The sequence below is a fragment of the Verrucomicrobia bacterium S94 genome, from assembly GCA_004299845.1.
Classification (GTDB): Bacteria; Verrucomicrobiota; Kiritimatiellia; order Kiritimatiellales; family Pontiellaceae; genus Pontiella.
The window spans coordinates 3,798,551-3,809,979 of the sequence record CP036201.1 but is presented as its reverse complement, the minus strand read 5'-3'; the positions used below and the strand labels follow the sequence as shown (position 1 = coordinate 3,809,979).

The window sequence follows — 11,429 nt, the reverse complement described above, 5'->3', positions numbered from 1 at the left end:
GTGCCGTATGAATTCAACCCATCAGACATTTAAAACTGTAAAATTCATCACCTCGGTTTTAGTTGCCGGACTCTCCTGTTCCGCGTTCCCCGTACAGGGGGAAAATACCGAACGGGACTTCGGGTTCCAGCCTCTGGAAATTTATAAGTTTAAAATGGGCACCTCCCGATTGCTCGTCACCGACATCAATAACGACGGCCTTGACGACATTATTTTTGCCAACAACCACGTATCCCGCCTCGAAATTCTGATCCGGAAACCGGATACCGGCGAAACGCTCGACGACCTGCCGGAACTGGATGAACGTTTTGAAGACCGCGGTATGATTGTTGACCAGGGCATCAAAGCCCTGCGCATCGGCGACCTCAACAACGACGGGCTGAAAGATATCGTAACCTTCGGAACGACCATCGGCCTGCACGTGCGCTACCAGAACAGCGACGGCAGCTTCCAGTCCCCGGAACATATTTTCATTAAAAGCCCCTCCACAGTTACCACCATTCAGCTCGGCGATCTCAATCAGGATGGACTGATCGATATTCTGGCCAGCCACCGCAACGAGGCCGAGCTGCTCTGGAATGCGAAAACCAAACCCTTTATGGACAAAAAAACGCTGACGTTTGCCGGCGACAAAAGTTTCTTCGGCGACATTGCCGATGTGAATAAAGACGGCATCCCGGATCTGGCCTTTCATTTCAACACCACCCGGAATCCGTTCAAAGTACGTTACGGAAAAGGAAACGGCGTATTCGGAACCGAGCAGCCTGTCGATCTTCCGCCTCGCCAGTACATGGATATTCTGCAGTCCGAAAATATCGACGCCAAAGTCGGCATGGTCCTGCGTAACCGTCTGGCTTTCCGGCTCTATGATTTTATCGAAAAAGAGCAGCCCCAGCTGATGGAGGCACAGGAGGTTTCCCCCAGCCGTATCGGCCTCGAAGGAACCAGCAAAAAAGACAACCCTGCATGGGTGGCCGGCGATTTCAATCATGACGGTATGGACGACCTCCTCGTTGCTGCTCCGGAACTGAGCCGTCTTCATCTCTATTTCGGCACCGAAACCGGACTCAATCCGACTCCGGAAAAAATCGATACGCTGTCCGATGTTGTCCGCATGTCCAGAACCTCCACCGGCGATATTCTTGTGCTCAGCCAGAAAGAAAGAATCGCGGCACTGCACAAGGCCGACGACCTGAAGAAATTTCCGGCCATTCAAAAACTGCCCGGTGATGTACTGGCCGCTTCTGCCGTTGAGTCCAATGGCGAAATCTGGTTCACCTGTAAAAATTCCGATAAAGAACTGCTGCTGGTCAAACAGTCCGACGGCGAAGAGCACGAAGTCTTCTACCTCGACGGCATGAAAAACGATCCCGAAGATATGCTGGCCTTCAGCCTCCCCGGCGGCCGAACCGGTATTATCTTCTTCATGGCCTACGACACCCCCCGCATGCAGCTTTACGACGGCGAATACATCGAGCCGATAACCAGCGAATCATTCCGCGCCCTCACGCAGCGCATTGCCCTGTCGAATATTCAGCTGGAAAACCCCGGTGACGGCACCGTCATTACGGTTTCACAGGGCGCCATTGCCCGCCGCTTTAAATGGGTGAATGACCGCTACGAGGTGATCCGTCAGTTCAACCCTGAAAATCCGCGCGGCGAAATGATTGCCTCCACCTCCTACACTCTGCTCGACGGTTCCACCGGAACCTTTTTCTACGATCGCAACTCCGGCGACCTTGTTCGTTTTGCCGAAACCGGCGATGACTGGGGAAAAATCCACATTCCGGATGCCGACCAGACCATCTTTGATCTCGTGCAGCTGCGGCACCCGAAACGGGATCTCATCATCATGCTCGACCGTACCGGCCTGAATGAAGTCATGGGTAACGGCACCCAGCTTGATCTTGAGGTGGCTGCCGAATATGTCTCGCCCTCCGAGAACGCCCTGCTCGCCTACGCCAAACTGGTGAAACTCGGCTCCCCCGCCCGGCCCATGGTCGCGCTGGTCGATCCCTCCAACCGCTCTGTCGAACTCATCTCTCAGCAAGGCGATGAATTAAAAACGGAACTGGTTTTTGAAGTCTTCCTGACCTCTGATTTTGCCGACGTGGGCAAAACACGAGGGACCGAACCCCACGATGTAGAATCCGGCGACCTCAACGGCGACGGCATCGGCGACCTTGTAATCCTCGCCCACGATAAACTCCTCATTTATCTCGGCGAATAATGCCCGCAGCTTAAGCGTAAAACAAATCCGCAGCATGCAAGGCCGGCAGAAGCGCCGGAAACGTTCAAAGAAACTGTAAAAAAGCCATTGCCTATTTTTTCAGAGCTTGGATGATAGACCCCGTTTTTCCAATGGCTGGAAAAACAGGGGAACAGCTATGAATTTACAGGAACTCAACGAGATAAAAACCCGTGCGCTCGCCGCAGCGCAGGCCGCCGCTGATGCCGAAGCACTGGAGGCGGTTCGTATTGAATATCTGGCCCGAAAAGGCCTTTTGCCGAAAGTGATGCAGGAACTCAAGAATGTGCCCGCAGAAGAAAAACCGGTTTTCGGGAAAACCGTCAATGAACTCAAAAAGGAACTGACGGAACTGATCAAAACCAAACAGGCCGAATTTACAGCCGGCGGAGATACCGCTGGAGCCGGGTTTGATCTGACGCAGCCGGGTCAGTGGCAGGGCTTGGGAACCCGGCATCCGATCACCCAGATTACCGACCGCATCACACGGATCTTTCAGACCCTGGGATTCACTGTGGCCGACGGTCCGGACATTGAAACGGTTTTTAACAATTTTGACGCCCTTAATACACCAGCCGACCATTCGTCACGCGACGAACAGGATACCTTCTACCTGAACAACGGCGACCTGATGCGTTGCCACACGTCTCCGGTACAGGTGCGGTATATGATGGCGAACAAACCGCCGGTTCGCATCATTTCTCCCGGCCGCTGCTATCGCCGCGACACACCGGACGCCACCCACTCGGCGAACTTCCATCAGGTGGAAGGTCTTTTTGTGGATGAAAATGTTTCGCTGGCTGACCTTAAGGGTACACTGTCCTATTTCGCACGCGAACTGATGGGACCCGGAGTGAAAGTTCGCTTCCGCCCGCACTTTTTCCCGTTCACCGAACCCAGCGTGGAAGTTGACTTCACTTGTCACGTCTGCAACGGCAAAGGTTGCCGCGTCTGTAAAAACAGCGGATGGATTGAAATTCTCGGTGCCGGTATGGTGGATCCCAATGTTTTCCGGAATGTCGGCTACGATGCTTCTAAAGTCACCGGGTTCGCATTCGGCATGGGCATTGAGCGGATCACCATGATTCTCTACGGCATAAGCGATATCCGTAACCTGTACGAAAACGACGTACGATTTCTCTCTCAGTTTTAGCGGAGTTCACCCCTTATGGCCGACCTGAAGATTCACAAAGCGGAAACCCTCGGCGAAGCCACCTTCGATTCGCCGCTCAAAGACAGTATCATTCGCTTTTACAGCGGAGAAGCGATTGCCTGCAATGATCGGACCAAAGAGCTCGGCAGACTTGAGCACATTTCGGATATCGAATACTTCGAACTTGCAGGTCCGCGTGAAAAACTGTTTTTCAATCCGGCGGAAGTCACGGTCGGCATTGTAACCTGCGGCGGCCTCTGCCCGGGACTGAACGATGTCATCCGCGCATTGACCTTCTGCTGTGAAGAAAGCTACGGCGTAAAACGGGTGCTCGGTTTTAAATATGGTTATGAAGGCCTCGTGGCCAAGTATTACCACTACCCGATTGAGCTCACGACCGATAACACCGATGAGATCCACGAGAAAGGCGGAACCATTCTCAAATCATCCCGCGGCAGGCAGGATGACGATGAAATTATCAATACGCTCGTCCACTACGGAGTGAACATTCTCTTCACGATCGGCGGCGACGGCACCCTGCGGGGCTCACGCGATATTGTTAACAGACTCAGAGAACGCAATATTCCGATCGCCGTCGTCGGCATACCCAAAACCATCGATAACGACATCAGCCTGATTCAGCGCTCGTTCGGTTTCGAAACCGCAGTGGAGGCCACGTGGGATATCATCACCAATGCCCACAACGAAGCCCGGGCCTATAAAAACGGCGTCGGCCTCGTTAAACTGATGGGCCGCGAATCGGGCTGGATCGCCGCCTCGGCCGCGCTGGCCAACAGCGCGGTGAATTTCTGCCTCGTTCCGGAAGTGCAGTTCGACCTCCATGGCCCCGGCGGCTTTCTTGAAGTTCTGGAAAAACGGCTGAAACGCAAGGAACACGCCGTCGTAGTGGTAGCCGAAGGTGCCGGGCAGTATCTTTTCAATGAAACCGACAACGGGACGGATAAATCAGGTAATAAACGACTGAAAGACATCGGTCTGCTATTGAAGGATGAAATCAATAGTTATTTCGCCAGCCGGGGACAGGAAGTAAACGTCAAATATTTTGATCCAAGCTACAACATCCGCAGCCGCCGGGCCAACGCCAACGACTCGATGTATTGTCTGCAGCTCGGAAACAACGCGGTTCATGCCGCCATGGCCGGCTGCACCAACATGATTGTCGGGATGCATCACGGCCGTCTCGTGCACCTCCCGATTTCCATGATCGGTGAACGTAAATTCATTGATCCCAAAGGATGGTTCTGGCAGACCGTACTGCAGGCCACGCATCAGCCGACCAACATGTGCAATTAACCGCAGTTCAGCGCAGCATGTACAGCCTCGGAATCACCGACAGGAAATTTCACGAAACGCTTCGGGCAGCTTTTCAATGATATCCGTTGCGGCAATGGATGCCTGCGACTTTTCAGCGGCGGCCAGATCCCCCGCTCTGCCATGAAGCCACACACCGGCACATGCCGCTTCGAACGGATTAATGCTCTGCGCTGCCAGCCCGGCAATAAGCCCGGCCAGCACATCACCGGAACCGCCTGAAGCCATTCCCGGATTACCGGTCATATTCACAGCAGCCGGAACTCCCGGAGACGCCACCAGCGTTCCTGCTCCCTTGAGCACAACCGTCGCTCCTAGCCGATCGGCTGCCATACGCGCCATACCGAAACGATCATCCTGCACGTCTTCCACTTTCAAGCCGAACAGCCGGGCAAATTCTCCGGGATGCGGGGTCAGAATAAGCGGACATGCCGCCGAAGCCAGCGCTTCGGTCTGACCGGCCATGACGGTGATCGCATCCGCATCCAGAATCACCGGAACAGATGATGTTTCAAGCAGCTGTAAAACCTGCTCCTTTGTCGTGGCGGAACGCCCCATTCCGCATCCTGCAAGAATGGCGGTCCAGTCGTTTTCCGGCATGCCCGAATGCACCATCGCCTCCGGCACCGCCGGCGCCACCAGCGCATGAATGGCTTCAGGCACAAACACAGACACCAGTCCGGTTCCCGAATGCACCGCCGTTTTTGCGGCCATCGTTATCGCCCCGCTGAATCCTTTACTGCCGCCGATGCAAAGTACATGACCATAAGAACCTTTATGCGTATCGCGCGGCCGCCGTGGGAACAGTTCCGCTAAATCGGAGGGATGAATCAAGGCCCGGGCTCCATCTCCGGCGGTCTCTTCAATAAACTCCGGCGGGATACCTATATCAACAACCTCGATATTCCCGACACAGTCGAGATGTTCCGGCTCAATACTTTCGACTTTGGGAAGTCCCATGGTGACGGTCAGGTCAGCGCGTACCGCCATCGCTGAAGGCATATCGATGGCCACCACCAGCGAACGATCCGCCTGGGAATCGATAAATGAAACAGCATCCGCAATCACACCGCGCGGCGCACCGGATATGCCGGTGCCCAGCAGACCGTCCACCAGAATTTCGGCATCAGTTCCACTTTCGGCAGCTGCTTTCCAATGATCGGATGTTTCCAGTGTCTGAAAAGGAACACCGGCTTTTTTCATTTTTTTCAACCAGATCAAAGCATCGCCCCTGACCTTGTTTTCAGAAGCCGCGAGCCAGCATTCCACCGGCCAGCCATCCTCATAGAGCAGCAGTGCTGCAACAAAGGCATCGCCTCCGTTATTGCCCGAACCGGCAACAAAAAGAACAGGGGAATCAACCAGCTGATGATTTCCGGCCAGCGTTCTGATCGCAGCGGCGAGCCCTTCGCCGGCAGCATACATCAGTTCTTCGCCGGGAATCCCGGCTTCAATAGTACGCCGGTCGAGCTCGCGCATTTCTTCTGAGGAGACAATTTTCATTGTTGAGATCCGCGTGATCATGAACCGTTTGTTTTCCGGCCCACGTTTTTTTACTGTTCAGCCTTCATAATCCTGTATGCCGGTGAGCATTTCACGGACAGCACCTTCCAGCCCGAGAAATACCGAACGGCAGATAATACTGTGGCCGATGTTGAGCGTATCGAGATGCGGAATACAGAGGATGCCGCCCAGCGTTTCCATAGTGATACCGTGGCCGGCATTGACTTTCAATCCAAGCTCGTGCGCGTGGTCGGCCGCTTTGATCAACTGTTCAATCAACACCGCCCGCTCATTCGGCTCGGCATCGCAATAGGCGCCCGTGTGCAGCTCAATCGTCGGCGCACCAAGATCCTTGCACGCGACAATGGTTTCGATGTCGGGATCAATAAACATACTGACTTCAATTCCGGCTTCAGTAAGGCAGGTCACCGTTTCTTTCATGCGCTCAAATTGGCCAATCACATCCAGGCCGCCCTCGGTAGTGAGTTCCTGGCGTTTTTCGGGAACCAGGCAGACTTCCGCCGGTTTGACACTGAGAGCAATCTCAACAATCGATTCAACATTGGCCATCTCCATATTGAGCGGCAGCGGCTGAAGCTCTTTCAGACGATAGATATCATCGTCCTGAATATGGCGGCGGTCTTCGCGAAGATGGGCCGTAATGCCGTGCGCACCGGCGCGGGCACAATGAATGGCCGCATCCAGCGGATCGGGATAAACGGTTCCGCGCGCCTGGCGCAGGGTGGCAACATGGTCAATATTAACGCCTAGTTTCATAAATCATCCTCCTTCGCCGGAAAATTGGTCGCAACGCTTTCTGTCTGGAATCGAATGCCCAATCCGGCGGTTGAACGTCCGACCTTCAGCACCCTGTCAGGCCTGAGCCGATTTAATATTCCTCATAGGTCTGGCGGCAACTTTATCATGAATTTCCGGATCGTAAACCGCATATGCGCGGATATCGTTCGCCCGGTTGTAATCAAGGACCTTCTGTCCGGCCGTATAGAGATGATGAAGGTTGCGGCCGTGTTCAGGATAGGTAGCCACTCCGAGCGTAATGGAGGTCTTGAGTTTTTTATGTCCGGAAACATACTCGGACTGCTGGACCAGTCTCGTAATGCGGCTGCCGATAATCTCAGCCTCTTCCAGCGAACACGCCGCCAGAACCAGATAGGCATAACGCTCATGCCGGCCGATCAGGTCGTCCGCGCGCAGATGCTCCTGCAGGATCTTACTGACCCCGGCCATTAGGTCGTCCGCAGCCTTTTCTCCATGAAAACGGGCAATGTGGTCCATATTGTTGAGCCCGATACAGAAAAGAGCCACGTTTTTCTTTTTCCGCCGAAACTCGCTCATACTGCGCTGCATATAAGCCGATATGGCCGAAGGCTTCAGGACTCCGGTCAACTCGTCCAGTATGGCGTTCCGGCGTCGCTCTTTCCAGCCTTTGGAATGTGATTCCGCCAGCTCATCATCAACCCCGGAGACCTCTTCAGCATTGGCCTGAACCGCAACTTCGGACGCGTCCTCCTCATCAGCCTCTTCATCGATAATTTCCGGAAGCACAACCGGATTTTCAAGAGTTGCTTCAGCCAGAGCATTCACGGCAACACCGACCAGCTCTTTACCACTCAGTCCATGCCCCGGATAGGAAGCCATCCCCACACGCAGAATCTCGGACGAAACCGCTGTGCAGTGCGCATCGACATAGCTGATAATACGATTCAGAATAGATTCGGCATCTTCAGGCTCCGACTCCAGAAGCAGCACAGCGGTCTGCGGATCATACAGACAGGCCACATCATCGCGCCGTACTGCATCTTTCAGCGAATACATAATCGGGGAGTCCATGCGGACAGTGATGCCTGATTCCGCCACACGGATCAGTGCAAGAGTAAAAGATGTTCCACGCCGGGCACATCCTGCCAGATACCGGGCAAGCTGAACCCGGAGCACCTCTTCGGCGGATGTTCCGATCTCTTCCGGATCATGTTCTTCGGCCTGTGCAACAATACTCTGAAAACGATAATAACTGGCAACCAGTGTGATCGTAATAAAAGATACAGCAACAGCCGCAACCACGCTGAGAATGCTGGAAACAGGATCAAGCTGAGCCGCGAATACTGGAACGAAGAGCTGCATACATAAAAAAGGCGCCCCGAACCATCGAGGCGCCGCTTCTGGATACCGGGTTAATACATCGCAAATACGGCGCGGCGATTGGCGCGCCATGCACTTTCATCGTGCCCCATGTTATCGGGCATTTCTTCACCGTAACTCTTCGTCTGAATTTTAGAAGGATCAACACCGAGGCTGATCAGATAGTCGCGAACCGCCAGCGCCCGGCGTTCGCCCAGCGCCAGGTTGTATTCCCGGCTTCCACGCTCATCCGTATGCCCTTCAACAATGACACCCTGCCATTTGTTTTTATTGAGCAGTTCAGCCACTTTCTCGACCTTCCCGGCTTCTTCAGGATTAACCTGCGAACTGTCGTAGGCGAAATAAACCGGATCAACCACCGAACGATCCCCGTCCGCCGGAAGGCCATCCACATCACTCAGGGCATATTCACCCATCAGCGCATCGCCGTACAGATTATCAGACCCATAGAGCTCCGCTTCGTTATTGTTGGAACGGCATCCTCCGGTAAAAGCCAGCGTGCAGGCCACCGCCAGAAATACAAACAGATTAAAAAACTTACTCTTCATTATACCATCAACTCCGCTTCTAGATTATGGAGACACTGCGGGGGAATACCAGTCGCCCGACCCTGATATCAAAGCTACAGGAGAATCTTTCAGAGTGTCAAGGAGGTAGATACCGGAACGGTAGCCTGAAGTACGCGAACAGACAATATGCCGACCGTCCGGAGCCCATCGCGGATCCTCATAGTCCGCCCAATCCGTTTCCAGCACCCGGCTCGTACGCTTCACCGGATTACCCACGACAATACGGTATTTCCCCCCGATCCGGCTGCACCACGTAATCAATCCGTTTTCCCCCCAGTCCGGGGAAATGTTTTCGGTGCCCGAAGACGATATCCGCTTCGGCGTCCCTCCATTTCTGGAGACAATATAAATATGCGGCCGTCCACTGCTGTCGGAAACATACACCAGATGATTCCCATCCGGCGACCAGCACGGGCTCGCTTCATTCCCGCGACGTGTTCTGGTAATCCGTTTTGTCAATCCTGTGAGCATGCTTTTAAGATAAAGATCCGGATTCCCGTCCTTGGAAAGAATCACCGCCAGCGTTCTGCCATCCGGAGAAAGCGTACCCATTGCATTCAGGCCCGGATGCTTTGAAATCGGCCGGGAACGCCCCGTCATGAACACATTCGGATAGCCTCGTTTATACGAGGTGTAAATAACAGCCGATCCATCCGGCGACCAGCGCGGAGCCACGACAATACTGCGGTCTTTTGTAACCTGCCGCAGGCCTTTTCCATCGATATCCGCAATATAGAGCTCTTTCCGGCCGGTATGGGTGCCGACCAGAGCAATCTTGGCCGATGCCATCCCCTTTTTCCCTGTCACCGCATAAAGGATTTCATCGGCCGCTTTATGGGCCAGCGTACGGTACGAGTTCGCCGGAGCATTATACGACTTCCCCAGCATCCGCTGACGGCCCGCCACTTTATACACCTGCACATCGGCCTTCATCTGACTGCCCGCACGCACCTGCCCCACCACGCTCACGGCGGCACCGCTCGACGTAACCCGGAAGTAACCCGACCGGTTCAGATCGGCTTTAAGCACCGCAAGAAATCCACGCGAAGCCGCATCGCTTCCCGTACGATAGGCCGCCAGACTGATGGGGATTTTACCCTGCCCGGTACCGGTGATATCGATCACCCGCTGCCCCAACACCGAACTGCCGGCCGCAATTATTGATCCTGTAAGAAACCACTGTCTGTTCATTTAGGAAACCTCACACATCATTACTCAGTTTGTAATAGAAAAATTAATGATAATATTATTCAGATCATACCCTCTTGGCGGAACCCGTGGAAGCATGGTAACACTCCGGACCGCCAGCATCACTGCTGCATCAAATTTAGAATCTCCGCTGGATTGACTCAACCGTGAAGTGAGAATTCGACCGGCCGCGTTAATCGACAGCGTCACCTGTGCAGGACGGGATGTGGGCGAAAGCCCCGAACGGTCCCAGCGGTTATAAAATGCTGAGTAAATCACCGCATCATAAGCGGCAATTTCATTCGGATTCCCCGGATTCTCCACCGGCTTTGCCGAAGATGAAGGCAACGCCTCTTTAGACAGCACATTATTGAGCCGATCCAGATCCTTCTGGCTCAACGCCGGTTTCGGCGGCGCTTTGGGCTCAATTTTTCGGCCTTTTTTAATCTGGTCCACCGGAGTCGGCTTCCATTTCGGCTTTTCCGGCTCCTTCGGTTTCGGCTTCGGCACCTCCTTTTTCGGTTTCGGTGCCGGAATTGTTTTTTTCACCGGCTCCGGAAGCGGTGTCGGAACGGGTTCTGGTTCCGGCGCCGGGGCGGGCTCCGGTTCCGGCGGAGGTTCCGGCATATCCTGCACCTGCTCCACGACCACCGGTGGAGCGGCCTGGCCGAATTCGATAAATGTCACAATTTCCGGTTTATCCTTCGGACGGAAACATCCCTTTAACGAACTGATCAGCAGCAAACCCAGGATGACACCGACGTGGATGCCGAGAACGCGCAGTGCAACTTTACGCTGGAACCGATTCATTACCTACTGTTCTGCCTCCGTCACCAGCGCCATTTTTGTGATATTCGCATCGTGCAGAATTTTCATGACGGCCACCACATCACCGTAGGGCAGTTGCCGGTCGGCCCGGACGTAAATCGTCGTATTCGGATCATCGATCCCAATCCGGGTCATCTGTGTACGCAGCTCATCTTCAGAAACCGGTACGTCATCGAGATAGAGCTGTTTCTGCAGATTCAGGCTGATGGAGCGCGTCTGCGTCTCCATCATATCCGCCGCTTTGCCCTTCGGCAGATTGATGGTAATGCCCTGTTCAATCAACGGAAACGTAATAATAAACGTAATCAGCAGAATAAACGTCAGGTCCATCAGCGGCGTCATATTGATGTCGCTGATCTGGTTCAGATTCACAAGACTGGTTCTTCGAGCCATGGCGTTGTTTTAAGTTCCGGGTTAAGAGTTGAGCACCTTTCGAATGCCTGTGCCT

At 54.0% G+C, this 11,429-nt stretch carries 10 protein-coding genes; 3 read left to right on the top strand and 7 right to left on the bottom strand.

The window, feature by feature from the left end; translation table 11 throughout:
* Positions 1–7 precede the first annotated feature (7 nt).
* The 3 genes from EGM51_16785 to EGM51_16775 all read left to right on the top strand — a co-directional run bounded on the left by EGM51_16785 (position 8) and on the right by EGM51_16775 (position 4,715).
* Entirely contained in the window at positions 8–2,230 is a 2,223-nt protein-coding gene (locus EGM51_16785; GenBank protein ID QBG48974.1) for a hypothetical protein, read from the top strand.
* A 157-nt stretch (positions 2,231–2,387) separates the two neighbouring features.
* Positions 2,388–3,401 (top strand): phenylalanine--tRNA ligase subunit alpha, encoded by a 1,014-nt coding sequence (locus EGM51_16780; protein QBG48973.1) that lies wholly within the window; start codon positions 2,388–2,390, stop codon positions 3,399–3,401.
* A 15-nt stretch (positions 3,402–3,416) separates the two neighbouring features.
* Positions 3,417–4,715 carry an ATP-dependent 6-phosphofructokinase gene (locus tag EGM51_16775; protein ID QBG48972.1) on the top strand — a complete coding sequence of 433 codons (1,299 nt, stop codon included), beginning with the start codon at positions 3,417–3,419 and terminating at the stop codon, positions 4,713–4,715.
* Positions 4,716–4,748: 33 nt separating this feature from the next.
* Here the strand turns inward: EGM51_16775 and EGM51_16770 are convergent, their stop codons facing one another.
* The 7 genes from EGM51_16770 to EGM51_16740 all read right to left on the bottom strand — a co-directional run bounded on the left by EGM51_16770 (position 4,749) and on the right by EGM51_16740 (position 11,374).
* On the bottom strand, positions 4,749–6,257 hold the full coding sequence (locus EGM51_16770; GenBank protein QBG48971.1) for an NAD(P)H-hydrate dehydratase: 1,509 nt from the start codon (positions 6,255–6,257) through the stop codon (positions 4,749–4,751).
* 36 nt (positions 6,258–6,293) lie between these two features.
* Positions 6,294–7,013, bottom strand: a complete 720-nt coding sequence (locus EGM51_16765) for a pyridoxine 5'-phosphate synthase (protein ID QBG48970.1) — start codon at positions 7,011–7,013, stop codon at positions 6,294–6,296.
* 96 nt (positions 7,014–7,109) lie between these two features.
* Entirely contained in the window at positions 7,110–8,468 is a 1,359-nt protein-coding gene (locus EGM51_16760) for a diguanylate cyclase (protein QBG48969.1), read from the bottom strand.
* Positions 8,429–8,812 carry a peptidoglycan-associated lipoprotein Pal gene (pal, locus tag EGM51_16755; GenBank protein ID QBG49338.1) on the bottom strand — a complete coding sequence of 128 codons (384 nt, stop codon included), beginning with the start codon at positions 8,810–8,812 and terminating at the stop codon, positions 8,429–8,431. Before pal ends, EGM51_16760 begins: the two co-directional genes overlap by 40 nt.
* 156 nt (positions 8,813–8,968) lie before the next feature.
* Positions 8,969–10,156, bottom strand: coding sequence for a hypothetical protein (locus tag EGM51_16750; protein ID QBG48968.1), 1,188 nt, complete (start codon positions 10,154–10,156; stop codon positions 8,969–8,971).
* A gap of 24 nt (positions 10,157–10,180) precedes the next feature.
* Positions 10,181–10,963 carry a TonB C-terminal domain-containing protein gene (locus EGM51_16745; GenBank protein ID QBG48967.1) on the bottom strand — a complete coding sequence of 261 codons (783 nt, stop codon included), beginning with the start codon at positions 10,961–10,963 and terminating at the stop codon, positions 10,181–10,183.
* Between the two features lie 3 nt (positions 10,964–10,966).
* Complete coding sequence (locus tag EGM51_16740) at positions 10,967–11,374, bottom strand: biopolymer transporter ExbD (GenBank protein ID QBG48966.1); 408 nt, start codon at positions 11,372–11,374, stop codon at positions 10,967–10,969.
* Positions 11,375–11,429: the final 55 nt, after the last annotated feature.

Coding starts and splice junctions, on each gene's coding strand:
- EGM51_16750 (QBG48968.1), bottom strand. CDS start 10,156: ATGAACAGACAGTGGTTTCTTACAGGATCAATAATTGCGGCCGGCAGT.
- EGM51_16745 (QBG48967.1), bottom strand. CDS start 10,963: ATGAATCGGTTCCAGCGTAAAGTTGCACTGCGCGTTCTCGGCATCCAC.
- EGM51_16740 (QBG48966.1), bottom strand. CDS start 11,374: ATGGCTCGAAGAACCAGTCTTGTGAATCTGAACCAGATCAGCGACATC.
- EGM51_16770 (QBG48971.1), bottom strand. CDS start 6,257: ATGATCACGCGGATCTCAACAATGAAAATTGTCTCCTCAGAAGAAATG.
- EGM51_16785 (QBG48974.1), top strand. CDS start 8: ATGAATTCAACCCATCAGACATTTAAAACTGTAAAATTCATCACCTCG.
- pal (QBG49338.1), bottom strand. CDS start 8,812: ATGGGTGAATATGCCCTGAGTGATGTGGATGGCCTTCCGGCGGACGGG.
- EGM51_16760 (QBG48969.1), bottom strand. CDS start 8,468: ATGGCGCGCCAATCGCCGCGCCGTATTTGCGATGTATTAACCCGGTAT.
- EGM51_16780 (QBG48973.1), top strand. CDS start 2,388: ATGAATTTACAGGAACTCAACGAGATAAAAACCCGTGCGCTCGCCGCA.
- EGM51_16775 (QBG48972.1), top strand. CDS start 3,417: ATGGCCGACCTGAAGATTCACAAAGCGGAAACCCTCGGCGAAGCCACC.
- EGM51_16765 (QBG48970.1), bottom strand. CDS start 7,013: ATGAAACTAGGCGTTAATATTGACCATGTTGCCACCCTGCGCCAGGCG.